Annotated in this window: 28 protein-coding genes; 17 read left to right on the top strand and 11 right to left on the bottom strand. The window is 61.9% G+C overall.

The genetic code is table 11. The features are described 5' to 3' along the window. Positions 1 to 23 precede the first annotated feature (23 nt). Positions 24 to 362, top strand: a complete 339-nt coding sequence (locus MOP44_RS08440; protein ID WP_260795589.1) for a histidine triad nucleotide-binding protein — start codon at positions 24 to 26, stop codon at positions 360 to 362. Positions 363 to 460: 98 nt separating this feature from the next. On the opposite strand, the gene MOP44_RS08435 is transcribed toward MOP44_RS08440, so the two are convergent. From MOP44_RS08435 to MOP44_RS08410, 6 genes are all read right to left on the bottom strand, one after another. Further along, positions 461 to 1,384, bottom strand: coding sequence for a response regulator (locus MOP44_RS08435; protein WP_260795588.1), 924 nt, complete (start codon positions 1,382 to 1,384; stop codon positions 461 to 463). Between the two features lie 1,073 nt (positions 1,385 to 2,457). Further along, the gene (mutM, locus tag MOP44_RS08430; RefSeq protein WP_260795587.1) at positions 2,458 to 3,282 is read right to left on the bottom strand and encodes a bifunctional DNA-formamidopyrimidine glycosylase/DNA-(apurinic or apyrimidinic site) lyase; all 825 of its coding nucleotides are present in this window, start codon (positions 3,280 to 3,282) and stop codon (positions 2,458 to 2,460) included. Between the two features lie 30 nt (positions 3,283 to 3,312). Continuing rightward, entirely contained in the window at positions 3,313 to 3,510 is a 198-nt protein-coding gene (locus MOP44_RS08425; RefSeq protein WP_260795586.1) for a hypothetical protein, read from the bottom strand. 366 nt (positions 3,511 to 3,876) lie between these two features. After that, positions 3,877 to 4,338, bottom strand: a complete 462-nt coding sequence (locus MOP44_RS08420) for a nuclear transport factor 2 family protein (protein ID WP_260795585.1) — start codon at positions 4,336 to 4,338, stop codon at positions 3,877 to 3,879. A gap of 175 nt (positions 4,339 to 4,513) precedes the next feature. Continuing rightward, positions 4,514 to 4,801 (bottom strand): putative quinol monooxygenase, encoded by a 288-nt coding sequence (locus MOP44_RS08415; RefSeq protein WP_260795584.1) that lies wholly within the window; start codon positions 4,799 to 4,801, stop codon positions 4,514 to 4,516. Positions 4,802 to 4,854: 53 nt separating this feature from the next. Continuing rightward, positions 4,855 to 6,171 carry an adenylosuccinate synthase gene (locus tag MOP44_RS08410; RefSeq protein ID WP_260795583.1) on the bottom strand — a complete coding sequence of 439 codons (1,317 nt, stop codon included), beginning with the start codon at positions 6,169 to 6,171 and terminating at the stop codon, positions 4,855 to 4,857. A 183-nt stretch (positions 6,172 to 6,354) separates the two neighbouring features. Here MOP44_RS08410 and MOP44_RS08405 point away from each other — a divergent pair, with 183 nt between their 5' ends. The 8 genes from MOP44_RS08405 to msrB all read left to right on the top strand — a co-directional run bounded on the left by MOP44_RS08405 (position 6,355) and on the right by msrB (position 13,123). After that, on the top strand, positions 6,355 to 7,308 hold the full coding sequence (locus tag MOP44_RS08405; protein WP_260795582.1) for a hypothetical protein: 954 nt from the start codon (positions 6,355 to 6,357) through the stop codon (positions 7,306 to 7,308). A gap of 36 nt (positions 7,309 to 7,344) precedes the next feature. Further along, a complete protein-coding gene (locus MOP44_RS08400; protein WP_260795581.1) occupies positions 7,345 to 7,941 on the top strand; it encodes an RNA polymerase sigma factor in 597 nt (198 codons plus the stop codon). Then, on the top strand, positions 7,938 to 8,450 hold the full coding sequence (locus tag MOP44_RS08395; RefSeq protein WP_260795580.1) for a hypothetical protein: 513 nt from the start codon (positions 7,938 to 7,940) through the stop codon (positions 8,448 to 8,450). Before MOP44_RS08400 ends, MOP44_RS08395 begins: the two co-directional genes overlap by 4 nt. Before the next feature lie 92 nt (positions 8,451 to 8,542). Next, positions 8,543 to 9,163 (top strand): nitroreductase family protein, encoded by a 621-nt coding sequence (locus MOP44_RS08390; protein ID WP_260795579.1) that lies wholly within the window; start codon positions 8,543 to 8,545, stop codon positions 9,161 to 9,163. 164 nt (positions 9,164 to 9,327) lie between these two features. Further along, positions 9,328 to 9,972, top strand: a complete 645-nt coding sequence (locus tag MOP44_RS08385) for a YdcF family protein (protein WP_260795578.1) — start codon at positions 9,328 to 9,330, stop codon at positions 9,970 to 9,972. An 88-nt stretch (positions 9,973 to 10,060) separates the two neighbouring features. Further along, the gene (locus MOP44_RS08380) at positions 10,061 to 10,840 is read left to right on the top strand and encodes a hypothetical protein (protein ID WP_260795577.1); all 780 of its coding nucleotides are present in this window, start codon (positions 10,061 to 10,063) and stop codon (positions 10,838 to 10,840) included. A gap of 312 nt (positions 10,841 to 11,152) precedes the next feature. Beyond that, on the top strand, positions 11,153 to 12,406 hold the full coding sequence (gene glgC, locus MOP44_RS08375) for a glucose-1-phosphate adenylyltransferase (RefSeq protein ID WP_260795575.1): 1,254 nt from the start codon (positions 11,153 to 11,155) through the stop codon (positions 12,404 to 12,406). A 96-nt stretch (positions 12,407 to 12,502) separates the two neighbouring features. Further along, positions 12,503 to 13,123, top strand: a complete 621-nt coding sequence (gene msrB / locus MOP44_RS08370; RefSeq protein ID WP_260795574.1) for a peptide-methionine (R)-S-oxide reductase MsrB — start codon at positions 12,503 to 12,505, stop codon at positions 13,121 to 13,123. Positions 13,124 to 13,471: 348 nt separating this feature from the next. Here msrB and msrA read toward each other — a convergent pair whose 3' ends face one another. Continuing rightward, positions 13,472 to 14,158, bottom strand: coding sequence for a peptide-methionine (S)-S-oxide reductase MsrA (msrA, locus tag MOP44_RS08365; protein WP_260795573.1), 687 nt, complete (start codon positions 14,156 to 14,158; stop codon positions 13,472 to 13,474). A 164-nt stretch (positions 14,159 to 14,322) separates the two neighbouring features. Here msrA and MOP44_RS08360 point away from each other — a divergent pair, with 164 nt between their 5' ends. Next, complete coding sequence (locus tag MOP44_RS08360) at positions 14,323 to 14,592, top strand: hypothetical protein (RefSeq protein WP_260795572.1); 270 nt, start codon at positions 14,323 to 14,325, stop codon at positions 14,590 to 14,592. 28 nt (positions 14,593 to 14,620) lie between these two features. Here the strand turns inward: MOP44_RS08360 and MOP44_RS08355 are convergent, their stop codons facing one another. Further along, on the bottom strand, positions 14,621 to 15,145 hold the full coding sequence (locus MOP44_RS08355; RefSeq protein WP_260795571.1) for a hypothetical protein: 525 nt from the start codon (positions 15,143 to 15,145) through the stop codon (positions 14,621 to 14,623). A 504-nt stretch (positions 15,146 to 15,649) separates the two neighbouring features. Here MOP44_RS08355 and MOP44_RS08350 point away from each other — a divergent pair. The 6 genes from MOP44_RS08350 to MOP44_RS08325 all read left to right on the top strand — a co-directional run bounded on the left by MOP44_RS08350 (position 15,650) and on the right by MOP44_RS08325 (position 21,974). Then, positions 15,650 to 16,240, top strand: a complete 591-nt coding sequence (locus tag MOP44_RS08350) for an RNA polymerase sigma factor (protein WP_260795570.1) — start codon at positions 15,650 to 15,652, stop codon at positions 16,238 to 16,240. Then, the gene (locus MOP44_RS08345) at positions 16,241 to 17,131 is read left to right on the top strand and encodes an anti-sigma factor family protein (protein WP_260795569.1); all 891 of its coding nucleotides are present in this window, start codon (positions 16,241 to 16,243) and stop codon (positions 17,129 to 17,131) included. Next, a complete protein-coding gene (locus MOP44_RS08340) occupies positions 17,119 to 18,036 on the top strand; it encodes a B-box zinc finger protein (protein WP_260795568.1) in 918 nt (305 codons plus the stop codon). The genes MOP44_RS08345 and MOP44_RS08340 overlap by 13 nt, the downstream gene beginning before the upstream one ends. Next, positions 18,033 to 18,380, top strand: a complete 348-nt coding sequence (locus MOP44_RS08335; protein ID WP_260795567.1) for a LiaI-LiaF-like domain-containing protein — start codon at positions 18,033 to 18,035, stop codon at positions 18,378 to 18,380. The genes MOP44_RS08340 and MOP44_RS08335 overlap by 4 nt, the downstream gene beginning before the upstream one ends. After that, the gene (locus MOP44_RS08330) at positions 18,377 to 20,017 is read left to right on the top strand and encodes a DUF4097 family beta strand repeat-containing protein (protein WP_260795566.1); all 1,641 of its coding nucleotides are present in this window, start codon (positions 18,377 to 18,379) and stop codon (positions 20,015 to 20,017) included. Before MOP44_RS08335 ends, MOP44_RS08330 begins: the two co-directional genes overlap by 4 nt. Before the next feature lie 103 nt (positions 20,018 to 20,120). After that, on the top strand, positions 20,121 to 21,974 hold the full coding sequence (locus tag MOP44_RS08325; RefSeq protein WP_260795565.1) for a TonB-dependent receptor plug domain-containing protein: 1,854 nt from the start codon (positions 20,121 to 20,123) through the stop codon (positions 21,972 to 21,974). Between the two features lie 31 nt (positions 21,975 to 22,005). Here the strand turns inward: MOP44_RS08325 and MOP44_RS08320 are convergent, their stop codons facing one another. Together MOP44_RS08320 and MOP44_RS08315 are read right to left on the bottom strand one after the other, a co-directional pair. Further along, complete coding sequence (locus MOP44_RS08320; RefSeq protein WP_260795563.1) at positions 22,006 to 22,791, bottom strand: endonuclease/exonuclease/phosphatase family protein; 786 nt, start codon at positions 22,789 to 22,791, stop codon at positions 22,006 to 22,008. Further along, positions 22,788 to 24,089, bottom strand: coding sequence for a phospholipase D-like domain-containing protein (locus MOP44_RS08315; RefSeq protein ID WP_260795561.1), 1,302 nt, complete (start codon positions 24,087 to 24,089; stop codon positions 22,788 to 22,790). The genes MOP44_RS08320 and MOP44_RS08315 overlap by 4 nt, the downstream gene beginning before the upstream one ends. A gap of 390 nt (positions 24,090 to 24,479) precedes the next feature. On the opposite strand from MOP44_RS08315, the gene MOP44_RS08310 reads away from it, so the two are divergent. Further along, on the top strand, positions 24,480 to 24,842 hold the full coding sequence (locus MOP44_RS08310) for a VOC family protein (protein WP_260795560.1): 363 nt from the start codon (positions 24,480 to 24,482) through the stop codon (positions 24,840 to 24,842). Positions 24,843 to 24,870: 28 nt separating this feature from the next. On the opposite strand, the gene MOP44_RS08305 is transcribed toward MOP44_RS08310, so the two are convergent. Further along, positions 24,871 to 26,574 carry a hypothetical protein gene (locus MOP44_RS08305; RefSeq protein ID WP_260795559.1) on the bottom strand — a complete coding sequence of 568 codons (1,704 nt, stop codon included), beginning with the start codon at positions 26,572 to 26,574 and terminating at the stop codon, positions 24,871 to 24,873. Positions 26,575 to 26,582 lie beyond the last annotated feature (8 nt).

The raw sequence follows: 26,582 nt of genomic DNA, 5'->3' as shown, positions 1-26,582 counted from the left end.
GGTGCTGCGGTAAACTGATCGCGATGGACTGCCTCTTCTGCAAAATCATCGAAGGAACAATTCCGTCCAAGGCTGTGTACAGCGACGACCGCGCCTACGCGTTCTCTGATATCAACCCGCAAGCGCCGGTGCATTTTCTCGTTGTGCCGCGCGAACATATCAAGTCCACGGCTGAGGCCGCCGAGGATCACGCCGAACTGCTGGGTTACCTGCTGCTTACTGGAGCGAAGATCGCGCGCGAGAAGGGGCTGGCCAAGGGATACCGTGTCGTGATCAACACCGGTCCGGATGGTGGTCAAACCGTGGATCATCTCCACGTGCACATCCTGGGCGGACGCCACTGCACCTGGCCGCCGGGATAGGAAAGCAGGGAACAGGAATTAGGGCAAAACGAAGAGCGCACCTAGCGGGTGCGCTCTTCGTTTTGCTAAGCCCTATAACCTAAGCCCTAGCTCCTGGTTTATGCGGGCTGGGGGACGTATTCTTCTTCCTCTTCCATGCCGTAGCGGCGCAGAAGATTCGGCAGGCTTTGAGAAAAGGCCGAGCGGGGCATTACGGTGTCGCATCCGACTTCGACCGCCTTGGCCTTCAGGTCGCCCTGAAGGTGAGAGAGGAAGCCGACGACCGACGTCGCACGCTTGAATTTCGTCTTGAACTTGGGAATCAACGTCATTGGCTTGGCATTTGCGTTGTTCAGGTCGAAGACGATGAGGCGAGCGCGCTCAGTTTCAGGAGCTTCGAGGATGCGCGCAACGGTGTCTTTGTCTGCACCCTTTACGAACTCCACCTTCACGCCGAGTTTGCGCGCTGTCTCGTTGATCTTCGCGAGGAAGAAGAGGTCTTCGATGAAGCAGAAGATGCGCGTCGGCGCGTCATGACGAACCGGAGCAGCAGGCCCCTGGGACACATGGATATCGGAATAGAAATTCCCGTTACCCGGGGTCGGGATGGTTGATCCCGCCATGTCCGCTACGTTCCCGTTCACTGCGCGATAGCTGTGGTCCATGGGACCGACGAACTCGCGCGGGCCGCGCTGCTTATTCTTGCGCTTGCCCTGGGGCGCGTGGATGCTGTTGCCTGGCGAAGCCTGCGGCTGGCTGCCTCCGCCTCCGCTGCCCTTCTGGAAGAACTTCTTTTTCTTCCGGCCCTGCTGGCCCTGCGGCCGCTGCTGCATCTGCTGCTGCGGAGGCTTGGGCGCGCTCGCCTGGGGCTGCTGCGCGGGCTGCTGCTGTGGCTGCTGGCCCTGCTGCATCTGAGGAGCACCGGAGTGGCTCGATTTATTCTTGCGGCGGCGGCGACGGCGCCTGTGCCCCTGGGATTGGCCCTGGCCGTTGGCCTGGCTCTGCCCCGCGTCAGGCTGGGGCTGCGTTGATTCAGTCGTCATGCGTGCACTTCCTGGCACTTTATGGTTGGATGCCTTGGTCATTACTGCTTCCGGTGGGAAAGCAGCGCTACCCTGCGCTGAATGTTCTGCTTTGGCAAGCAGAACCCGGCGCACCACTCACTTTTGAATCGGCCCAGCTCATGGTCAGGCAGTACAAGGCGTTGATCAGGCACTGGCCATGATCCGCTTCCGTCTCGTGCTTTGCGCTGTTGTGATGAACTATGCGGGCCTTCCTCTAACAAATCCGCGGCTTGCTTATGGGCTGACGTTATTCGCCGTTTCGGCGTGCCGGAGTTTCAGTCTCAGAGCCGCGTTCTGCGGATAACCGCGGAAATGTATGTGCTCAATCGGACCCTGCCCCCGGGACTTCAAAGCTGCGTTAAGCGCACAGCGTTTTTCCCAGCGCCGCCACTTTCTTCCTCTCGTGATGCCTTACCAACGGGGAGATTTCGCCGCTTCTGAGCTGTGAAATCGGACTCCAGGGCGAATTTCCTTGTCCAGCGGCAAGCGCGCTTCTACCCGGTTACGGGGGCTCGCTTCAGCCACTTTCTCGGCAAACTTGATACTACAGCGCCCGGGCTACGGTGGCAAGTAGCACTTTCGGGGGCTTCTTGGGCTTCACCCCCTGCAGGTACCAAATCGGGAACCCCTGCGAAGCCCACTCACGAGATAGATAGCGCAAACGAGAAACGCCGCTCTCAAGAGCGGCGTTTTCGCCAAACGATCGGGGTCACTGGCCTCCCCCGTTATGATTGCACGGCGGCTTAAGCCTGCCGTTGTCTCTTGAGTCCCCGGCTGGCCACTGTTACCTCCGCTCTTGGGCGGGGGCTCTTATCCGGGTGCCTCTATCATGGACTGACTGGATTTTCCTGTCAGCCTGTACATCACTGGCACCCTCTATACAGCAATTGCCGTGCCGTTTGCACACTCATTTATTTTCAGCAATTTGGCAATCCAGAGCAGATCTTAATACCGCTTTTACGGAGTTCCTGGTAAATCGAATACTGAAATCCATAGAACGAGATCGAAGACGAACGATAGGACCGAGATCTATGTGACATGAAGGGTGTGATCTACTTCTGGCACTGCGGGCAGTAATGAGTGCTGCGCCCGCCTACGACGATTCGCCGGATAGGCGTACTGCATACCAGGCACGGCTCCCCTGCACGCTGGTAGACGCGGTGCTCGAGTTGGAAGAAGCCACGCACGCCTTCGGCATCCACATAATCTGAAACCGACGATCCTCCCAGCCGGATCGCGTCCAGAAGGACCGCCTGAAGCGCCAGGCGGAGCTTCTCCAGCTCGGCACGAGACAGCCGGCCGGCTGCCCTTCGTGGCCGGATGCCAGCTCGGAACAGACTCTCATCGGCATAGATATTGCCCACGCCGGATAGCAGAGTCTGGTTCAGCAGAGCCGCCTTTATGGCAAGCTTGCGCCCGCGAAAGAGCTGTGCGAACGGGGCGCTGTCGATGCTGAGCGGCTCCGCTCCCTTTGCTTCGAAGCCGTTCGCCTTCTTGAGCTTGCGAAATTCCAGCCGCCCGAACCGGCGGGGATCGACGAACCTGATCTCGCGCCCACTCTCGAGGCGCAATCGGGCATGCGTGTGCGGTGCCAAGGGGGCGTCGGGAGTGGTAACCAGCAGCCTGCCGGTCATTCCAAGGTGCACAATCCATTGCGCGTCTATTGTCGCCGCATCAGAGGCAAGCTCACAAACGATGTGTTTGCCGGTACGATGAACCTCTAGAATCGTGCGGCCCTCCAGACCTTTGGCCTGTGTCTGTGGTGATGTTTTGAATGTCTGGGGATAGGAACTGAACCACGCTTCGGCGATTTTGTCGCCACGCACGCGCGCATCCACGCCCCGGGCGACAGTTTCCACCTCGGGAAGTTCGGGCATGGATCGATTGTAGAAGAGAGGCGCGAGACTCTAGCGGGGCTGCTCCGCGAGCTGATCTTCGTCATCACCGGCAAGGGCCTGCGCGATACCCCATTTTCTCAGGTAGACCAAGCCAAAACCGAGTCCGGCCAGGAAGACTATGACCGACGAATCCTCGAGAAGGGTGAGGCGGCGGTCTTCTTCCTTCGTCTCATAGACCACGGTTCCATGGATATTTCTCGGAATCATCCGCATCTCCGCAGGCTGAGGTACTTGGGGCAGTGTCTGCAGGTATTCCGTCGAAATCATTGCCGAGAACACGAGTCCAGCCAGTCCTGGCAAGATCAACAGAAGCGAAACAAACCTGAGAGTCCCTAATTGCCTGCGATCCATAAACACCTCTCCTCAGACCAGAACGATGGGTCCTGATTCCGGTTCCGGAGGGAGGGGAACGGAAGGGGAATAGGCCTGACAAACCGTTTCCGAACCATGGGGAATGGCCGTAACTGATTATAGGGTGAGATCTTGGATTTGCCGCAAGGCTTTGTCCGCCCAATCGTACCCAACGCTGTAGCACCTTTGCCGTCCCCGTAAGGTCCCAGGAGTAACTCTGCGCTACTTGCGTTCTCCCGGTTCGCGGATCCGGCTGGCCTCAAAACTCACGATCTTCCATTCGCCCTTGGGGTCACGCACGTACACCCGAGTGAACCGGTAACTGCCGGAGAGATCGCCTTCGCCCGTATTGCCGTTGACCTCGGCCATTGAGGTCACCAGCGCCGTCTGCCCGTAGAACCGCACCTTGCGGTCGGAGAAGTCAATGGTGCTGAAGTGGAGGGTGCCCGCCTTGAGGTTCGCCAAAGTCTGCTCCTTCGATTGGAGCGTTCCGTTGGATGTAATCGCTATGTAGTCTTCGGCCAGAAGCTGATCCATGGCTTGGACGTTGTGTTTCAGAATGGCGTCTTTCCAGCTTTCCTCAAGCTGATCGATCTCATGTCGGCTCTCGTGGCGCTCAGCGCGTGGCATGCCTGATCGTGCCTGCGCTGCCGCGGATCCGAGGCTCAACAGGACGAGGGACACCGACAGACACTTCCGTGCACGGAGAAACAGAGGGACATCTTTATAGGGCATATGCGCGTACCGGATAGTAGCCCGAACAGACGCGCTGGTCAATGGAATCCTCAGCGTGCCTGAATGCAATTTCATCGCAGTGGGCTTTCAGCTCCGGCTCCCGCTTGTTCGACGACGGCAACCGTCAGATGAGAGCGATGAGGTCTTCGCGGGCCCGCTCGCGCATGCGCTGGTAGAGACAGCCCACCGCGTACTTCTTGAAATGATCGGACTGGCGGTGGGCCTCGGCCGCCGCGTCGTCGCGATACTGCTCATAGATCAGGACTGTGTCGGAATCACCCTGCACAGAGTGCGGAATGTAGGTAACGCAGCCAGGCTCCTGGCGCGATGCCTCGGCGAGCTTGCGCACCGCGTCGGCGATCTCCTGCCGATCTTCGGCATGGAACGTCATGCGAACCGTAAAGGTCACCATGTGCAGTCTCTTCCCCCTTCGGAGGCTCCTGGCCTTCTATCCGTTAATCGAGCTTACCTGTGAATCTCGTCGAGCGCCGCCGCGAACTCCGGCAGGAGCATGGTCTGGTCGCGATCCGGGCCGGTGGAGACCATGCCGATCTTCGCGCCGCTCTCCCGCTCCTGGAACCGCAAATACTCGCGCGCCGCCGCGGGTAGCTTGTCGAAATTCGTGATCCCTTCGGTGGACGACTGCCAGCCCTTCAGCTTCGTATAGACGGGCTTGATGCGCTCCAGCCCCTGGACATCGGCCGGGACTTCGTCCGTGACCTTGCCATCGATCTGGTAGCCCACGCAGATGGGGATCTCGGCCAACTCGTCGAGCACGTCCATCTTGGTGATGACCAGCCACTCCGCGCCGTTGACCTGGTTTGAGTAGCGCAGCAGCGGGATATCGAGCCAGCCCACGCGCCGCGGACGGCCCGTCACCGCGCCGTACTCGTTGCCGCGGGCGCGGAGGTGTTCGCCGATGGGCTCGTGGATCTCAGTTGGGAACGGCCCCTCGCCCACGCGCGTGACGTAAGCCTTGGTAACGGCAATGACGGTGCCGATGGCCGTCGGTCCGACGCCGGTTCCAATGCAGGCGCCGCCAGCCGTCGCGCTTGATGATGTAACGAACGGATAGGTGCCGTGGTCGATGTCGAGCATGGTGCCCTGCGCGCCTTCGAACATCACGCTGCCGCCCTCGCGCAGGATGCCGTTCAGCAGCCGCGCCGTGTCCGTGACGAATGGGCGCACCTGTTCGGCCGCGGCGGAATACTCGTCGTAGATTTTGGCTGGATCGAGAGGGTCGGTGCCGAACAGCGCGTGGGCGATGTTGTTCTTCTCCGCGCAGGCGGCCTCGATGTGGGTCTTGAGCAGATCGGGCCGGAGCAGATCGACGACGCGCAGGCCGCCGCGCGCCATTTTGTCCTCATAGGCGGGGCCGATGCCGCGGCTGGTGGTGCCGATCTTCTGGCGGCCTGGGGCCGATTCCGCCGCCAGCTCAATCATGCGGTGGTAGGGCAGGATGACCTGGGCGCGGTTGGAGACCTTCAGCGCGCCATCAACCTCGACGCCGAGTTCCTTGACGCGGGCAACTTCTTTGAGGAAGGCGATGGGGTCGAGCACCACTCCGTTGCCGATAACGCCCTGGCAGCCCTTGCGCAGCACGCCGCAGGGGATGAGTTGGAGCACGAACTTCTGCCCGCCGATGATGACGGTGTGGCCGGCGTTATGGCCGCCGGCGTACCGTGCCACGGCGCTGAAGCGCTCGCTCAGCACGTCAACGATCTTTCCCTTGCCCTCGTCGCCCCACTGGGCGCCCAGCACTACCGCCGTCTTTGCTCGCATCACTCAACTTCCTGCCAAGGTGTTTCTAGATTCCGGTTGGACACACAAAAAAGGCGCGGCACCGTAACGCCACGACCCTCATTGATGATAAACCCTCCCGGTTTCGCGTTATCCCACCAGCTGCTGTTAACCATTCGTACCCCTTGTTCGTTGAGTAAGCAGAAGCACTGAATGAGGTGTCCGATGGACAAACGCAGTTTTCCCTGGCTTGCATGTTTTCTGGCCGTTCCGCTGACGCTAGCTGGCGCTCAGGCTCCGCCTGCTCAGCCCGCGCATGCGGCAGCACCGGCACATGCTGCCGCACCGGCGCCGGCCGTGTCCCCCTCGCTCCCGCAGAGCGAAAAAGAAGTCGCCGCCACGCAGCGCCAGCTGATCGAGCTACTGCGCACCAGCCCGACGCTCACGACAGTTGTCTCGCATGACCCGTCGCTGCTGGCCGACGAGGCGTACGTCCGGGGCAAGAATCCGCAGCTTGCCGACTTCCTCGCGGCGCATCCCGAGGTGGCGCGGAGCCCCGAGGCTTATCTCTTCAATCACATGAATCCGCAGGATGGCTCGCCGGACGAGGCGCTCAATCGTGAGGTGTGGCCGGAGGTCTACAACTACTCGCGCCGCAACGGCTTTGATGAGCTGCTGAGCAATATGGCTCCGCTGCTGGCCTTCGCGTGCTTCCTGGTCGCGGCCATCTGGGGCGTGCGCGTCTTCGTCGAGAACCGCCGCTGGGGCCGCACCTTCAAGCTGCAGTCCGAAGTGCACGGGCGGCTGATTGACAAGTTCTCATCGAGCCAGGAAATCGCCGCCTATATGCAGACCGAGGCGGGCAGGCGGTTCCTTGAGGCGGCGCCCATTCCTCTGCATGCGGAGACGAGCCAGCGCGTGCCGAACGCAGTGGCGCGGGTGCTGACGCCGATCCAGATCGGAGTGGTGCTCATGCTTCTGGGTGCCGGGTTCTTCATGCTGCGCGGAGCCGGCCCGGACTACGAGACACCCATGCGGGTGCTGGGCGTGCTGACACTGATGCCCGGAATCGGCTTTATCGTCTCGGCGGGCATTACGTGGGTGCTGGCATCGCGGCTCGGCCTGATGCCGCCGCCCGCTTCACAAGGCCATTCATTCGACACGCATCTGGAACGTTAGTGCTCCGGAGAGCGTACAGTGAGGAAGCAAAGGCCTATGCCGCTGGAAAACACCATCCCGCAGCCGATCGCAAACCAGGTCTCCGCCGCGAGACCTGGGTCGATCTCGTACGCGGACATGGATAGCGACGCGTTTGCCGGGTTTTACGAGCGCTCGGCGCGGCCGCTGTGGGCTTATCTGGCCCGCGTCTCCGGAGATCCGGCGCTGGCCGACGATCTGCTGCAGGAGAGCTACATCCGGTTTCTAGCGGCCGACGCCCCGCGCATCGATGTGGACGGCGAAGTGGCCGCGCGGCGGTACCTGTTCCGAATCGCGACCAATCTCCTGCGCGACCATTGGCGGCGGCCCAAGTCCACTGCGATTGAGGACGTTTCCGAAGACCACTTCGTGGCGCCGGATACTTCAGATGCGGCGGACAGCCGCGCCCTGTTGGGACCGGCGCTGCTGCAACTGAAGCCGCGCGAGCGCCAGTTGCTGTGGCTGGCGTACGCAGAGGGCTACTCGCACCGCGAGATCGCGGCGATCATGGGCCTGGCTTCCGCTAGCGTACGGCTGCTCCTTTTCCGTGCACGGAGGAAGGCGGCGCATCTGATTCAGCCAGGCGTTGAGGTAGTAGCAGGGGGTGCGGAATGAGCTTCGGAATCTGCAATCGCGAGCGCGAACTGGCAGAGGCTCTCCTTGCGGGATTCTGGCCCGAAGCCTGCACTGACGATCTGCGTACGCACGTAGCTGAATGCAAATCGTGCTCACAGCGGGTTGTGCTTTCCGCAGCGTTTCGCCGGGAGCGTGCGGCCGCATCGGCTGAGCCGCGGCTCGAGTCGCCCGGGGCGATCTGGTGGCGCGCTCAGCTCCGCCGCCGCAACGCGGCCATCGAGCGCATCAGCCGGCCGATCCTGGGCGCACAGGTGTTCGCGGTCGCGGTGGCGCTTATCGCGGCGGTGGCGTTTCTGGTGTCGGAAGCAAAGCAGAGCGTGGGGCTGTTCGCCTGGATCGCCGATGCGCCTCGCGCACTGCACATGGAGGCTCTCTTGCCCGCCTCGATGCAAAACGCCACCGGAGCGGCGCTGATGTTCGCCGGGCTGCTTGCCGCGGTTGCTCTGATCGGCGGGTTTGCGGCGTACGCCTCCTCAGACAAGCACTAAGGCTGCAGGCGTAATCCGTTGAATCCGGAATCCCTTCTGCACCCGGCGCAATCCAATCGGGTGCAGCTACTTTCCTTCCGGAGTTCCCCGCAATGTCCAAGACCGCCGAAGAAGTTGAGCAGATCAAGCGCGCCGACGTGCCGCGCGTGCTTCCCGTGATCCTGCACCGTTGGAGCCCGCGCTCCTTTGCCGACCGAGACGTGAGCCCCGAGGACTTGCGCACGCTGTTCGAAGCGGCGCGCTGGGCGGCCTCATCGAGCAACGAGCAGCCCTGGCGCTACATCGTGGGCCGCCGCGGAACCGAGACGTACGACAAGATATTCCAGTCGCTGGGCGAGTGGAACCAGGCCTGGGCCGGAGCTGCCCCGGTGCTCGTGCTGGGCACAGCGAAGAAGACCTTCGCGAAGAACGGCGCCGTGAATGAATATGCGATGCACGACCTGGGCGCTGCCGACGCAACTCTCTGCTACCAGGCCACCGCGCTCGGCTTGCACTCGCACCAGATGGCGGGATTCGATCACGATGTGGCACGCAAGCTCTTCGATATCCCGGACGACTACCACCTGGGATCAGTAAACGCCATCGGCTACCTCGGAGAGCCCGACGCAATCAAAGTTGAATATCAGCGCAACCTGGAGACGGTGCCACGCACGCGCAAGGATCTGGGTGAGATTGCGTTTTCAGAGTGGGAGAAGCCTCTGGAGTTCGCCTGAACTCCGGCTGGTCGCTGCGCCTGGCGGCCAGGTCGCGGGGTACACCGTCTGCTATCCCGGCCCTCTCCCGCTCCGCGATAGAGTGAAGGCGAGAGGCGCTGTTGCAATCCACCCCTAAACAACTTCGGCGGCAGGCACCGGCACGGCGTCCGCGCAAACGTCCATTGCCCCGGCACAGCGCAGCCTCGCGCACGAAGACGCGCCTTAGCGCACGCACGCGGCTGATCCTGGCGGGTGCCGGTGTTGGCTCCGTGCTGCTGCTCTGGGCCATCCTGGCGCGTGTCTTTGCCCCGGCTGGGAATACGAACGCCGGCCGCGTCGACGCCATCATCGTTCTCGGCGCGAAGATCGATAGCGACGGCACCCCAAGCCCCGCTCTGCTTTCCCGAGTTACCGAAGGCGTGCGCGAATACGAGCGCGGTGTCGCTCCGCGGATCATCGTCACGGGCGGAAAGACCTCGGCGTATACGGAGGCAGACGTAATGGCACGGCTTGCGCGGGCCCAGGGAGTGCCGGACTCTGCCATCGTCAAGGAGCCGCAAGCCGAGAACACAATCCAGAACGCATGCTACTCCGCGCGAATCATGAAGCAGCACGGCTGGAAGTCGGCCGAGGTGGTCACCAGCCCCAGCCATCTGCCCCGCGCGGGGATCGTCTTCTCCCACACCCCTCTTGAGTGGCGCGGCCACGTCGCCCCCTCACTCGATTCACCGGCCGAAGGCCCATCCTGGATCGCCTCGGCGTCTGAAGTGCTTCATACCGGCTACTACCTGCTTTACAGTCGATGGGCTGATCGCTGCTCACCCTGAGCCGGGCGAACCGTCCCAATCCCAAGCACTCGAAATCCCGGCCCGGCGCGTTGTCCGGCCTTAGCGCGGTCCTGTAATCTTGAAAACGATGCGTTTCCCAGCAAGTTTTGCTTCTTCTTTGGCGGTTGCCGCGCTCATGGTGTGCGCGGGTGTCTCGGCGTCTGCACAGGAATCCTCGAGCCAGACGCAGGTGCCGCCCACCAGCCCAACGCCTGCTCCGGCGCCGGCCTATATCACCATCGATCCGTTGGCCGGTGTTCGCTACGACAACAGGTGGGAGATGTCGGTCGAGCTGGCATATCGCCACATCAAGGCCGGTCCCAATCTGCTTCAGGGCGCGAACCTCGGCGGCCTGACTGTGAACGGTTCTTACCACTTGGCCAACCGGTGGCGTCTTGAAGGCACCTTCCGCCCGTCACTCGGCACCAGCGGCGCAGCGCCGAACAGTGTCTTCAACTCCCAGGGCCAACCGGACACCATCAAGGGACCGTTCATCGCGGAGTACATGTTTGCGGCGGGCCCGGAGTGGCTGGGGCCGCACAACAAGCACGGCGCCATCACTGCGCACGTTCTGGTTGGCGGAGCCTACAGCGACTTCGAGCATGACCTTGGCGCCTATCGCAATCCCGATGGAACTCCCGCGAACGCGCAGACAGTCGGCTTCTACAACAACCAGTTCGCATTTGCGTCCATCGCGGGCGGCCACTTCGTGCTCAACCGTTCCGCTCGCTGGGCTCTCAGCATGTCGCCCGATGCGGTCTGGACGCACTATGGCGTGAATTACGGCAAACACGACAAGCAGTGGGATGTGAATGCCGCGTTCTCCGTTGGCGTGGAGTACAAGTTCCTGCCGAAGCACAAGAAGTAGCTGCTGCTGAGTTGGCAAGGGCCGGAGCGCATGCGCTTCGGCCCTTGTCTTTTGTGGGCAATCAGCGACAGGCTTCCCGACAAGTCTGCCGGTGCGCGTCCTTGACCGCCTGGGTTTCTGAGCAGATGACAACAAACCTATTCCGTGGATAGACTTCAGTGTTTATGTGGGTGTGGTATTCTTCGCCATCCGGGGTTCCACAGTGCGAAATCCGCGAGTGAGGAACAACGTCCCGGATTGCGCAACGCAGGGCAGTGGTGCAGTCCAACCAACCAGCATCTGACTGAACGAAGGCAGGGCAGAACCGTGGAAATGAGAGACACGCTTGGAGTGTTGCTCGCGGGCGGCGCCGGCGAGCGGTTGTTCCCGCTCACGCGCGACCGCGCCAAACCGGCCGTCCCTTTCGGCGGGCACTATCGCATCATCGACATCACGCTTTCCAACTGCATCAACTCGGGCCTGCGCAGGGTCTTCATCCTCACCCAGTACAAAGCGCTCTCGTTGAACCGGCATGTCCGCGAAGGCTGGACCGGGGTCGTCGCCCAGGAGCTCGGGGAATTCTTCGAGCTGCTGCCGCCCATGCAGCGCACTGGCGCCAACTGGTACATGGGCACTGCCGATGCCGTCTATCAGAATCTCTACTCCATCGGCTCCGAGCAGCCGAAGTACATGATCATCCTGTCGGGCGACCAGATCTACAAGATGAACTACGCCCGCATGCTCGAGTACCACCAGGAGAGCAAGGCCGACGTCACGCTCGCCACCCTGCCCATCGCCCCTGAAGAGGTGTCGCGTTTCGGCGTGGTGGAGGTAGCACAGACCGGCGAGATCATCGGATTCCAGGAAAAGCCGGCCACGACGACCGTCCGCTCACCCTTCGCTCCCGACTCGGTGGACGCCTCGATGGGCATCTACATCTTCAACACCGAGGTGCTGCTCAAGGCGCTCATCTCCGACGCTGAGGACCCCGACTCCAAACACGACTTTGGCCACAACATTTTGCCCAACATGCTGGGCAAGAAAAAGATGATGGCCTACAGCTTCGTGGACGAGAACAAGCAGACCGCGCGCTACTGGCGCGACGTGGGGACGCTGGACTCCTACTACGAGGCCAACCTCGACCTTTGCTCGGTGTCGCCGACGTTCAACCTCTACGATCGCAGCTGGCCTATCCGCACGCGCGTCCGCCAGTATCCGCCGGCGAAGTTTGTCTTCCGCGAGCCCGGCCGTACCGGCATGGCCATCGATTCGATCATCACCGCCGGCGTCATCATCTCCGGTGCGTCGGTGTCGAACTCGGTGCTGTCGCAGGACGTCAGGGTGAACTCCTACACCGAAGTCGACTCGAGCGTGATCTTCTCGCACGTCAACATCGGCCGCCATTGCCGGATCCGCCGCGCCATCATCGACCGCGACGTGCACATTCCGGAAGGAACGGTGATCGGGTACGATCCGCTCGAAGACAAGCGACGCTACTTCGTCACCCCGTCCGGCCTCACGATTGTGACCAGGGACGCCAGCTTGTTCGAGAACCCGGTGGATCCGGAGTTCCTGAAGCGGTATTAGACGCGGCGATCAGGGAAACCAGGGCTCTCCGGCACATGCTGGAGAGCCCTTCTCATGAATCGGTAACTTTCGTCCCGTTGCTCCATCCAATGAGACATGCAGCATCTCGGCATCACTGCTGACGCTCCTATATCGGCAGAATCAGGTTCTCTCAGTCGTCGCCTGTTCATCTTCGGCGGAGCGGCGGCGGCGAGCGGGCTCGCTTTCTTTAGTCTGCGGCGGGGAACTGTGGCGCCGGCTGAGCCCCTACGAGCCGATGAAGGGCCGCGCGAGGTGACGATCGCCCTGATCGGAGCGGACGGATCGAAAAAGGGAACCCAGACGCTCCCGCGCCTCATCCGCACAGATACCGAATGGCGGCGTCTGCTCTCGCGCGACGCCTACTGGGTGATGCGCCATGCCGACACGGAGCGGCCGTTCACAGGCGCGTTGCTCCACGAGGAGCGGCGGGGAATCTTCCGGTGTGCGGGATGCGACCTGCCTCTGTTCTCGTCGCGAGCCAAGTTCGACTCGGGCACCGGCTGGCCGAGTTTCTGGGAGGCGATTGCCCCAGAGAACATTGTGGAGACACCGGACGGCAGCGAGATGGTGGTCCGGACGGCAGTATCGTGCCGGTTGTGCGACGGGCATCTGGGCCATGTGTTCGACGATGGCCCGAAACCGACAGGGCTGCGGTTCTGCATGAACTCGGTCGCCCTCCGGTTCCTGCCCTCGTGAGGGCGAATCGTTACTGTTTGATTAACTTTCTTGCGTAAGACCGAGCGGGAAGTTTCGCCTGATATTCGCAATTTATTTGGGTAACGGGCGAAAACTGGGTACTGTGCCAAGTGTTATAAACTGCTCTATGTAAATCAGTTACTGCAGATGGCGAATATTTGGCGAAGTAAATTTTTTTTTAGCTGTTATTTTTCTCGTTACCCCACACAGATGGCGACTCTGAATTGACTTCGAAAGCGCAAAGAATATTGGCGCCGCTGCCACACACGGGAGGTAGCCGAGTGAGTTTGCGATATTGATGCGATGCGGGGCGGTGATGGCGATCACACCTGCCCCCCACCAGGAGACTTACTTCCCCCTGTACTCCCTATAGAGCTCCGGAAACTGCTCCTTCAGCGCGCCAATTTTGGGCTTGTCGCAGACCAGGATGTACGGGTTCTCGGGATGGTTAAGCGCGTAGTCCTGGTGGTAATCCTCGCCGTCGTAGAAGCCCTTGAGCGGCGTGACGACCGTGACGATCTTGCTCTTGAAGACCTTCGCCTGATTGAGCTGCGCGATATACGCCTCGCTGATGCGCTTCTGTTCGTCGTTTGTATAGAAGATCGCCGAGCGATAGGACGTCCCCACATCCGGCCCCTGCCGGTTGAGCTGCGTCGGGTCGTGCGCCACGCTGAAGAAGACACGCAGCAATTCGCCGTAGGTGATCTGCGATGGGTCATAGACCACCTTCACGCTCTCGGCGTGGCCCGTGGTCTCGGAGCTCACCTGGTCGTAAGTCGCGGTTTCCTGCGTGCCGCCAGCGTAGCCAGCCGTCGTGTCGACAACTCCCTTGACTCGCTCGAACACCCCCTGCACGCCCCAGAAGCAGCCTCCCGCAAAGACAGCGGTCTCGCGCGTGGATGCCTGGGCGCGCGGCTCGTCGGTGGTGGCAGTGGGGAGCGGCGACGTGGCCGCCGGACGCGCCTGCACATAAGCACGGCCAATCAGCAGGACGACAATGAGAATCGTGGCTGCGGTCAAAACTCGATACAACATGGTGAACCTCCAGTTGCGCAGGGGAAGCCGGGCATCCGTTGGATGGGTCTCCCAGGATAAAGTCACAGGCGCGGCGGCGGTACCCGCCGGATGGGAGCCCGTGGCGCTGCGCTTCGACCCGGGCTGCGGTACTATCGCACTATCAGAACGTCCCGGAGGTCCTTATGGATTCGGGCATCCCCACGACCATCGCCCCAGGCAGGCCCGCCACCGACCCCACCGGACGGGATTCCGGCGCCGAAGGACGGATTCGCTGCCCGCTGTGCTTTTGGGAGCCGCGCGCCGAAGACCGCTGGATGTGCTCCTGCCGTCAGACGTGGAACACGTTCGACACCGGCGGGGTCTGCCCCGGCTGCCTGAAGCAGTGGACCATGACGATGTGCCTGTCATGCCACGCATGGTCGGAACACTCGGACTGGTATCCGAATGACTAGATTAAGTCGATGACTTCGTTCCGCCCCGCTAGCACTTCGGGTGCGGGTTCTTGAACACAACCTCGGCCGGCAGCCAGTCAGACAAAAGCTTTGAGTTGATCTCGGCATCCTCAGCGTTGGGTCGGATCGACGATCTGACAATTGCCAGGTTGATTTTCACCGTTCCGTTCATGCAGCGATCGGCGAACATTTTCGCCAACTGCTTATCGGCCGAAGTCATGTATTCGGAAGGGAAATTTCCGCCCGAACCGGGAATATCGACCGGTGCCATAATGAGCCGGTCTCCGCCGGGCTGAGGTTTCATTGCCCCGGACGCGTCGAATCTGACCACCAGAGCGGCGCGTCTCTCCCAGTCCTTTGTAGCGACCGTATAGCCGATAGCGGGTAGAGTGACACCCGTCTTGCTCGTCTCGCGTGTCTGGTCAGTAAGTGCCAGACGGTAGGGAGCTTTCCATTTGGGCGTTGCAGTGTCGTTTGTTGGCGGATTGCCCGTGCCGCCGCACCCCATCAGGATCACGAAACCCGCAATCGCCAGAAAGAGATCTCTTCGCATAGCATCCCCCTCGTTCGTTTCAACACGACGGGCGAGAGCATACCGCTACTTCGATCCAGCGATTGTGATGGCCGTCTCACGTGTAGGCCAACGGGCCGAAGGCGGGATACCGTCGGTCCAATTGCCGTATTCTGCACCTCCTGTGATCACACTCGAATGTTCTCCACCGGCCAGACCGCGCCGGCGATTTAGAATGCTTTGCGAACCCTGTGAACGCCTCCGGGAACCGGTGTGCAGAACGCTGCGTATAGCCCACTTATGCAGTGCGTTGGCACATTACGCTGGAGCGATGTGGGACTGGGCGCCTGGAACCAGCCAGTACGGCGCGGAGCTGAGGCCGCAAAGCCTGGCTTGCATCCCGCGAAAAAGGGCTCGGACCGGCAGGCCCAAGCGGCTGCCGCGGTCCGTGGCGACGGCGAGAAGCAGCGCATTGAGCCGGGTCGTTACGCAGTTCCGCAGTCACGGGGAGAAGGAGCCCGCAGGATGGACGGGGAGGCGAGACCGTTGGAAATCGACTGGTCGCAGACCGTCCGGCGCTGCATGGACGGCGACTCCGCCGCCTGGGCCGAGCTTGTCCGTGCGCATCATAAACGTGTATATGGACTTTGTTACCGCTTCACCGGTTCGCCCACGGACGCAGAAGACCTTACCCAGGATGTATTTCTGAAGATTTATTCGAATCTAGGCAGCTTTGATACCAATCGGGGCAGCCTGCAGGTATGGATCACGACCATGACCCGTAACCTGCTGGTGGATAACTTCCGTAGAACCAAGAACCAGCGAATCACCGGTTCTCTTGACGACGGATGGGATCAGACCGAAGAATTGCGGCCCATTGACCGCCTTGTGGGACGCGATCCATCCCCCCACGAGATGGCCGCCCGCAAGGAGCTCGGCAAGATGGTTCAGGAAGCGCTGTCTCACGTTTCGGTGGAACTGCGCGAAGCCGTGATATTAAGAGACTTACAGGACATGGATTATAAAGAAATCGCCCAGGTGCTCCAGATACCCGAAGGGACGGTAAAGTCCCGCATCAGCAGAGGCCGCGCGGAACTAGCGCGCCTGCTGGAACGTACTAAACGGGAGGTGATGTAAATGCCCGAGCGTACAAACATTCCGACTTCCCCCGCCTGCGGCCAATGGGAGACCCTCCTGGCGGACGCGCTCGACGGCATGCTCAGGCCGGAGGACGAGGCCACTTTCTCGAATCACATGGCCTCCTGCTCTGCGTGTACGGCTCTGTTTGAGGAATCGCGGCGGGGCCGCGAATGGCTCGATTTTTTATCCGTTGAGCCCGAGGTACCGGCTGGGCTGCTGGACAGGATCCTGGCACAGACGGGCCCCGGGCAAACCGCAGAACTCAGTGTGGCAACCGGCGAAGCGGCAGTAATCACCGCCGGAGTTCCGCTGCAGAAGCGCGCCAAGAGCGTTCGGGTCCCGGCCTGGCAGAAGCCCGGCTTCATGGGGTACGTCCGGCGCTTTGCCGAGCCCCGCCTGATGATGACGGCAGCCATGGCGTTCTTCTCGATCGCGCTGACCCTGAACATGACGGGCGTGCGCATCACCAAGCTGCGGTTTGCAGATCTGAAGCCCACCTCAATCCGTATGTATATGCAGCGGCAGATCACGGTGGCTTACACCCCGATCGTCCGCTACTACGATCACCTTCGCCTGGTGTATGAAGTTCAATCCCGCGTCCGCGAAATGCGGCGCAACAACGACGCCGAGAGCCAGCAGCAGAAATCGCCGCAGCCCTCGGGAGAATCAAAGCAGAACCCCAATCACAAGGATGGCGGATCGCGCGTTGATCCGCCCCAGCAGTCGGTTACACCGGCGCTCGATAGTGTGGATTTGCTGGAGACATCGCTATCACTTCACGATCAGTCCGCGCATTCCGGTACAACCCGGGGACATAGACAATCCCTTGGGAATCCCAACGGCGGCTCCGGGAAGGAAAGAAGAAGGAGCAGTGTATGGACTGCGTAAATCATAGCGGTGTTACCGCCTCAGCCTTCTGCCAGAACTGCGGCAAGGCTCTTTGCTCCAATTGCGTGCGCCACGGCAGCGGGGGTCAGGTCCTCTGCGAGCCCTGCAACATGGCGTGGCAGTCAGTGCCGAATCCATTTGCTGCACCGCCTTCCATGGGTGCTCCGAATCCGGCTGCGGCGGCCGTACTGGGTTTGATCCCCGGCGTCGGCGCCATGTACAACGGCCAGTTCTTCAAGGGATTCATTCACGTGGTGATCTTCGCGGTGCTGATCAGCATCACCGATCATTACCCGATCTTCGGGCTGTTCATCGCCGCCTGGGTTCTATACCAGTCGTTCGAGGCGTATCACACCGCCAGAGCGCGTCGCGACGGCGAGCCGCTGCCTGATCCACTGGGTTTGAACGAAGTCGGCAACTGGCTCAATCTTGGCGGAAAACAGTATCCACCGGCTGGCGGCGTTCCGCCCGTGAACCCGATGCCGGGCGCGGCCGGGCCCGCTGGAGCGCCGGGAACACCGGGCGGCCCGGGCAGCACCTATCAGCCTCCGTACGGGCAAACGCCGTACACACCCCCCAGCCAGGCAGGATGGCAGCCTCCGTTTACCGGAGCGCAGGCGCCCTACGAACCTTATGCGCCGCCGATTCCGCCCATGCCCCCGGTGCCGCCGGTCTACTGGAAGCGCAAGGAACCTATTGGAGCCATTGTGCTGATCGGCCTCGGCTTGCTGTTCCTCCTCGGCCAGCTCGACATCTTCAACGGCCGGCTGTGGGAGTTCACCTGGCCGCTGATGCTGATTGCATTGGGTGTGTGGCTGATGATCCGCCGCATGGGTCATGGACAAGTTCCTGGCCAGCCTCCGAATGATGTGAATAACCAGAACGGCTCCGGAGGTGCACAATGAACCGCTATATCCTGATTCGCCGTTTGACGGGACCGGCCGTTCTGCTTCTGATTGGAACCCTGGCGCTGCTGCACCAGATGGGGATTGTCGAGCGCTGGTGGCACTTGTTCTGGCCGCTGCTGCTGATCCTTATCGGCGTGCTGAAGCTAGCCGAGCGCGCGGCGCTCGCCAGCGAGCCGTATTCCGACGCCCCCTATACGGGCTATCCGCAGCAGCCGGGCGGATATCCGGGTTCGTATCAGGGTGCCTATCCGGGCGCACCGGCGCAGCCGCCGGCCGCCAGTGAAACCTCCATCGTCCCGGCGAGCCGGAACGACATCGATCGCAATGGAGGTGGACTATGAGCAGCGTTCCTCCCAATGTTCCTCCCGGCGCGCCTCCTGGTGGTGTACCGCCCTATGATCCGCACACGCAGTGGCGTGTCTATCGCGAGCAGCAGAAGGCTGCCTGGCGCGCCCAGCGCGATTCATGGAAAGCGCAGAAGTACGCATGGAAAGCGGGTGTCGGTGGCCCCTATGCGCCTCGGGTGCCCTCCATTGTCGGGCCGTTGATCCTCGTGGCCATCGGCATCATTGCGCTGCTGGTCTACTCGGGAAGGATTGACGCCGCCCAGTTCTGGGAGTGGTATGGCCGCTGGTGGCCGCTGATGCTGATCTTCGCCGGACTCGCCATGCTGGGCGAGTGGGCGCTCGACCTGCGCGGCAAGGCGCCGGTACGGCGTGGCGGCAATTACGTCGGCCTGCTCATCCTGCTTGCCATCGTCGGCGTGTGCGCCTCGTGGACGCACGCCAACTGGAACTGGGTGCACACCGGTTTCGGCGACAACGACGACTTCTTCAATACCCTGGGCCGTCCGCAGCACGACCTTGACCAGGAAGTGCTGAACACGGAGGTTCCGGCGGGGTCTGTGATCTCCATCGAGAATCCTCGTGGCGACGTCAGCGTCACGGCCGGCGACACCTCGACCGTGCAGATCAACGCGCATGAGATCGCCTATGCCAACTCCGACAGCGAGGCGCAGAAGATTTTCCAGGCCGAAGCGGCGCACGTAACCGTGAGCGGCAAGACGGTGCTGGTGAAGTCGGCTGGGCATAACAACGGCCGGGTGAACCTCACAGTCATCGTGCCGAAGTCGGGGCAACTGGCTCTGAACGTGAACCGCGGCGATGTGACGGCGGCGGGACTGGGCAGCGGCGTGAGCATCAACGCCGGGCATGGGGATGTGCGGCTCAGCGATATCCAGGGCTCCGTACAGGTCCACTTCTCCAATGACAAGGGCAGCATCTCGGCTCATCAGATCAAAGGCGACCTCACTGCGGATGGCCGCTGCAACGACCTGACCCTGTCGGAGATAAAAGGCAAGGTTATGGTCAACGGCGACATCTTCGGCGAGGCGCACATGGAGAACCTCACCGGGGCTTCGCATCTGCACACCTCGGTGACGGATCTGCAGTTCGGTGATTTGCCGGGCGACCTCACACTGAACGACGATGACCTCCGCATCACGGAAGTCAAGGGGCCGGTGCGCGTCGAGACGCACTCGAAGAACATCGACCTCACGCAGATCTACGGCGACACCTACGTCTCGGATCGCGACGGCAATGTCAGCATCGCGCCTGCGGGTCCCTTCTCAATTGAGGCGAAGATCAGCAGCGGCCATGGCGACATGGAGATCACGCTGCCTCCGAACGCCTCGGCCACGGTAACCGGCAACACGCGTAACGGCGATGTTCTCTCCGACTATCCGCTGTCGATCAGCGGCGAGGAAAGCAAGTCGGTGACCGGCAAGATCGGTGGCGGCAACGCCAAGATCGTGCTGAGCGCCGATGTGGGCGACCTGCGGATCAAGAAGGGCTCGGGATTCCCGGCAACTCCGCCTCCGCCGGCGGTAACCTCGGACGATGGCGCCCCCCCGGTTCCACCCAACGCGCCGCACCTCAAGGCGCCCAAGACACCGCCACCCGCTCCGGTTACGCAGTAGTCCGGGGGCTAACGATCAAAAGCGCGGAGCTACGGCTCCGCGCTTTTGCATCAGACGAATTCGCGCGCCTTCTGAAACCGCTTGGGCCGTTAGCATAATCTGTATGCTCTTCCCCGCTCGATCCATTGGGAATGTCCTTCTTCTTGCCGCTTCTCTCGTTTCGGCCTTTGCTCAATCGCCTTCCTCGGGCGGCGCACCCGCTCCAGCTTCCGCGGTTCCCAAGGCGACCGAGACCATGGTCGTGCTCGGCTCGGCAACGCCCGTGCCGCTGGCGGAATCGTCATCCGCCGTGCAGGTGATGCCTGTTGAGCCGGAGTTACTGCGGGTTGAGACTCCGCTCGACCTGTTGCGGGACGATTCGTCCATCTTCGTTGAGCAGCGCGGGGCGGGAGGAGCTCAATCTGACCTGGTGTTGCGCGGCGGCAGCTTTGCGCAGGCCCTGGTGCTGGTGAACGGTTTCCGCATCAACGACAGCCAGACCGCGCACCACAACCTCGACTTGCCCATTCCGCTCGAAGCCATGGAACAGATACAGGTGCTCCATGGGGCCGGTTCCACGCTGCATGGCACGGATGCGCTGGCCGGCGCGATAGACTTCCTGACTGCCGCACCGCATGCACCGTTGCTGCTGATCCGGGCCGGGGGAGGCAACTTTGGGGAGAACGAACAGGCCGTGATGGCGGGCGTAGCGCGAGGACGCTGGTCCGGCCGCATCACCGGCGACCGCAACTTCTCCAACGGATTCATCGCCGATCGCGATTATCGCAACATGGATGGGTCCGTGGAGACTTGGATGGGCACGCGGCTTGGCGTGACCGATCTACTTGCCGCCGGCAGCGACCGCGCGTTCGGCGCAGACCAGTTCTACGGACCGTACCCTTCCTGGGAGAGGACCAAAGGCTGGTTCGCTTCGGCCCGCCAGGAACTCGGCACCAAGACGGTTGCTGCGTTCGGCTATCGCCGCCACACCGACGACTTCGTGCTGATCCGCAGCAATCCTGCAATCTACGAAAACAACCACATCGACACATCCTGGCAGGCCTCGCTGCGCCGTACCGAAAACACAGGACAGGCGAAGGCCTGGCCCGGCGGGCTGCTGCTCTTTGGCCTCGAAGCCGACGGCGACTCCATCCGCAGCAACAACCTCGGCACGCACGCCCGCAACCGCGGCGCAGGCTACGTCGACTGGGACTGCCATCCTGCCAGGCACCGCTGGACAGCATCGGCAGGGCTGCGCGAAGAGGTCTTCTCAGGCGGCGGGCAGGCGGCGCTGGCTCCGCATGCGGCCGCAAGCTGGCGCGTTACGGACTCCTTGAAGGTGCGCGCAACCGGCGGCTACGGCTTCCGCATTCCCACCTATACGGACCTCTACTACTCCGATCCCACGACGATCGGCAATCCGAACCTCAAGCCGGAGTCCGCCTGGTCCGGCGAAGGCGGGATTGATTGGGCGCGCACGCATTTCACCCTCTCAGCAACGGGGTTCTACGCTCACCAGCACAATGCCATCGACTACCTGCGCAGCTCACCCACGACGCAATGGCAGGCAGAGAATTTGCCAGGCCTGCGTTTCAGCGGGATCGAGTCCTCCTTCGCATGGCAGCCTGTTAGCGGACAATCAATCCATTTATCGTGGACGACTCTGTTCGGCGCGCAGGACGCGCTACACGGCGAAGAGTCGAGGTACGTATTCAACTACCCGGTGAACAACGTCCGCGCGATCTGGGATTGTGCTGTAAAACGCTGGGCTGCACTCAACAACACGGTGCAGATTGCGCAGCGTTATCAGCAGACCGCCTACGCTGTTTGGAACGCAGGCGTGTCGCGGCCCTCAGGCGCATGGCGTCCCTACATGCGCTTGAGCAATATCGCGAACACAGGCTACGAGGAGATCAGCGGCGTCGTCATGCCTGGACGCTCTGTGGTGGCGGGCATCGTTTACTCGCTAAGCCGCTAAGCGCGGCGGCAAGGCCGTCGCGCCACCAGGGTTAGGCCGCTGAGTGTTCGCGGCCGCTCTTCGGCATTACCGCCACATTCGACAACTTGAAATCGGCTATCAGCGGCAGGTGATCCGATGCCCACAACGCCATGCGCGACCGCCACAGCCGCGACCCCTGCAGTTGCAGCGGCTCATCGTAGTAGCAGTGGTCCAGGCTTACCAGCGGCAGCATGCCCGGGAACGTGCGAGGGAACTTCCCCGCATGACGCGGACGGAAGGTCTTGAAGCTCGATTGCAGCAGGCGTGTGGTCAACCCGCGCGTCCACTCGTTGAAGTCGCCCAGCACCAGCCGCGGGCCCTTCAAGTCCGATTGCTCCAGCACTTCAGGATTGAGTAGCTTGCGCGCCTGGTAGCGGCGTTCCATGTGCCCGGTGCCCAGGTGCACGTTAAACACGTGCATCACGGCGCCGCGCGCCACTTCTATCTCAGTTTGCAAAACGCCACGAGGTTCGCGGCGCTCGCGCGAAAGGTCGTGGTTCCTCCACGAGACGATCGGAAACCGGCTGAGCGTCATATTGCCATAGGTGCCGTCGTGAAATGGCCGGTTGGCGCCGAACGCCACATGGAAATCCGGAAATGTCTCGGCGATGGCGTGGGCCTGGTTCCACTGCGATGGGCCGGTGGGCGCGTTCACCACTTCCTGCAGGCACAGGATGTCTGCATCCAGTTCCTTCAGCACGGTGAGAATGCGCTCGGGTACGATGCGTAGATCGAACCCACGGCACTTGTGGAGGTTGTATGTCGCGATGCGGAAGTTAGGGGATGTCGTAATCATTGCTGCCGCTCGAAAACCCAGCCTATCAGTTCCGTGGCCCTTTCGGTAACTGGCCTGTGCCGCCAGTCCTGCAATGAGACACGCTGTGCCTGCCGAAGGTCCGCCTCTGTGTCGGCCAGCAGACGCTTGGTAAACGCCTCGTCGCGGACCGCAAGGTTCACCTCGTCGTTGATACCGAACGAGCGATTGTCGAAGTTGGTTGATCCCACCACCGCCCAGCGTCCGTCGACGCACAGCACTTTAGCATGAATCATCGATGGCCGGTACTCATAAACTTCCGCGCCGGCTTCGAGCAGCTTCCCGTATCCGCCGCGGCTGGTCGAGCGAGTAAGCAGGTGATCGCTCTTGCGACCCGGAACGAGCACACGGACATGGACGCCCCGCTCCACGGCACTGCAAAGCTCGCGCATCAGGCTCTTGTCCGGCAGGAAATAAGGCGTGGTGATCGAGATGCTCTCGCGCGCCGACGCCAGCAGAAGCTGGAACAGTACGCGCGCACGGGTCGATCCGCCTGCTGTGCGAGTGCTATTAATCACCAGCGCTGTGGTTTGCTCTGGACATTCGATCCGCGGGAAGTAATCCTCACCCACCAGAACCTCGCCCCTGGAGTCAAGCCAGTTTTCCGCGAATGTGGCCTGCAGGTTCGCGACCGCCTCGCCTTCTACGCGAACCAGGGTGTCGCGCCACCGCGGATCCTTCTTGGTCTGCTTGTACCACTGGTCTGCCACGCCGGCGCCACCGATGAAGCCGACCTTCCCATCCACCACAACGAGTTCGCGATGGGTCCGGTTGTCGAGACCGAGCAACCTGTACCACTTGACGCCGTTATAGCGGGCCACTCGGCCGCCGGCCTCGAGCAGCGGCCGCAAAAACGCTCCCCGGCTTCCGGTGCTGCCAAACGCGTCGATGGTGAGGTTGACCTTCACCCCGGCGCGGGCGCGTTCCGCAAGCGCCTCGACATATTGGCGACCGATCTCCCCTCTGTGGAAGATGTAGGCCTCAATGTTCACGCTGCGACCCGCTTTACGAATCGACTGGAGTACGGCGGGGTAAAAGTGGTCGCCGTTCGTCAGCACCTCGAGCTTGCCCGTACGGTTCACCTTTGCATCGACCAGCGATTCCAGAAGATTAAGAAACTCCTCGGAGTCATTGGCGGGCAGTTCTTCGGCCCCTGTGATCCGATAGTCGGGCAGCGGACCGAGAATGCCGCCCAGCAGATACAAAGCCATCAGTACGAATGCAATGCCGCCCAGCACCACCCAAGGAGTCGGCAGCGAAATTGCCAGCAGCATCAGCATCGCTGTCCTCCCGGTGCCGCATTCGATTGCGGGCAGATCACCTGGTTCATCGTCAATCTCTCACTCCGGACTACGAGGCGATTAGATGCATGCTCAATTCGCAGCGGAGGCTTTCACATTGCATTGACAACATTGCAATTGCGCTGCCCCATCGCCGGTGCTACGTTGAACCCGTACCTCGGCACCACCGGCTTGGCGCGACCGGTCCTCACGGGCAGTGATCCGCAGGGCAGTTGGCCGACCGCAGGTGGTCTATCTGCGATGCCCCGCTCTTGAGGCTTCGTGGATGGAGGCGTATCGAGAGCGCACCGGGAAAGGTGTGCCTGCGCCGCGCCGTTAGGCAGCCCGCCTTTCAACGATTCCACGCACTAACCACGAAGGAGAACAGCCATGGGGCATCCTGTGCAGCATCACACCATCAATTACATTGAGTTTTCCGCGACCGATGTGGCGAAAGCCAAGGAGTTTTACGGCGGCGTCTTCGGCTGGAAGTTCACCGATTATGGGCCGGAATACGTTAGCTTCGACAAGGACAGCGCCGGCATCGACGGCGGCTTCCGGCAGGCGAACGAAGGCGATCGGGAAGGCGGCGCGCCCCTGATCGTTCTCTATTCGAGCGATCTCAAAGAAACAGAAACAGCGATTGTCGCGGCCGGCGGCTCCATCACAGTGCCCACGTTCGAATTCCCCGGAGGACGACGCTTCCACTTCTCCGATGGCCTGGGAAATGTGCTGGCGGTGTGGTCGGAGTAACACGATACGTGATCAGGTGACCAGGCGCTTAAGCCCGCCTGATCACTTGACCACTTGATTGCCTGTTCGCAATCCGCGGCACCGCAATCAACGTTACGGCGACAATCCCGATCGACGCGGCGAGGAACGCAAGGTGCCCATGCCGCAAATCTTCAAACACGAGCTTCAGCACCACGAATGCAAGCAGCACATAGGCCACCCGGCTCATGGTTATGCGCTGCAGGCGAACTCCGCCGAGGGCGAGGGTCAGCGCAACTGCGCAGACCGCGACGGTCCGCAGCAGCGCGATGTGGAACGGTTCGGGGTGAACCGCCAGGCCGGTTACGGCCAGCAATCCGTGCGTGAGTAGTGCGCACGCAGCAAACGTGGCTAACAGCGCCAGAACGAGATGAATGGCTCGGTGCGCGGAGTCTTCGGACTGCTGTTCGTGGCAGAGCGCGTAGCCCGCGAGCGCCACTGCAGCGAACAGCGCGATCGGCCACCCCAGATGCACGGGGATATCGGCGATTATGACGTGCCACGCATACGCCGGAAGCCCGCAGGCAAAGGCGGCGAGCGCAAGATAGACAATCGAGTGAGCTTCAAGCGTGGTGGAATGCAGGCGCGGAGCAGCGAGGATTGTGCCGAGCGCAGCGACGGCACACGTAGCGGCCACCCACGACGGCGGTTCCAGCAGGTAGAGTCCGCAGGCCAGGAGTACAACCGCCCACGTCGCGAACAGGCGGAAGTTTCTGGGTTCGGCTGTGCAATGGAACGGGTCGAAGGCGGCCCAGTAGCAGGCGCCGCAGAGCACAAGGCAGAGACTGCCAATAGCCGACGGGGCCAGCTCCGCGACCATCCAGAAGACTCCCGCGGCGAACATCCCAAACACGGCCATCAATTGAAACGCGTCGAATATGCCCATTCGCTGGCGCTGATAGCAGGTGTGCACTGCCGTCGCCGTTGCTTCCATCAGCAGGAGCAGCAATGGCGCAGCCAGAACGGCCGCAGGGCTGAGCACCGGGTACTCCAGCCTTCCTGCCGCAGGCATACGGTAGATGACGAGGAGCGCGAAGATTGCGGCATCCATGGCCAACAGAACGAACGGCGCAACAGCAAGCGCGCCGGATCGGATCCGCTGCACTTCCACGAACAACGTCATCGCCAGCAGAATCGCGATGAATGGCAGCATGCTCCGCGTACCGATGCAGAGCGCGAGCGCTGTTGCCGCCGATCCGGCGAAGAGCGGCGAGAATGCCGGCCCCTTGTAAGAATTGCGTCCGGCAATCAGCACCGTCGCGAGATATATGGCTAGGACGCCCGCTGCCAGCAGCGGGCTCATTGCCTGGAAGCGCAGGCACATCTCCCAGAGCATCGGCGCAAGGATGAGCACGGACGTCGCCGCATACAGCCCGCCTGAAAATTTCCTGGACACTCGAGTAGCGGCCACGGCCCAGCCGATGCCGTACGCCGCGCCCGTCAATCCGAGAATCAATCTCGGCAGGACCGCGCCCCCGGCCAATGCACGAAGCACGTATGCGCCCGCGATGCCGAGCAACGAGATACCGACTGCGGTGAGCGCCGGGCCCATCTGCCAGGATTCTGATGTCGCAGGGGCAGGCAGGTGCTGCAGCTTTGTCTCAGTTGCGATCGTATCGGGTGCCGCGAGCGAGCGCTGCTCCAATTGCGCCACTCGCCGCTCCAGGTCCTCAACGCGGCCGGAGAGCTGTTCCAGCACTTCGGGAGGTGTCATCGTCGAAT

The sequence above is a fragment of the Occallatibacter riparius genome, from assembly GCF_025264625.1.
Taxonomy (GTDB): Bacteria; Acidobacteriota; Terriglobia; order Terriglobales; family Acidobacteriaceae; genus Telmatobacter; species Telmatobacter riparius.
Note: the sequence above shows the minus strand (reverse complement) of the source record. Positions and strands in the feature narration are given on the sequence as shown.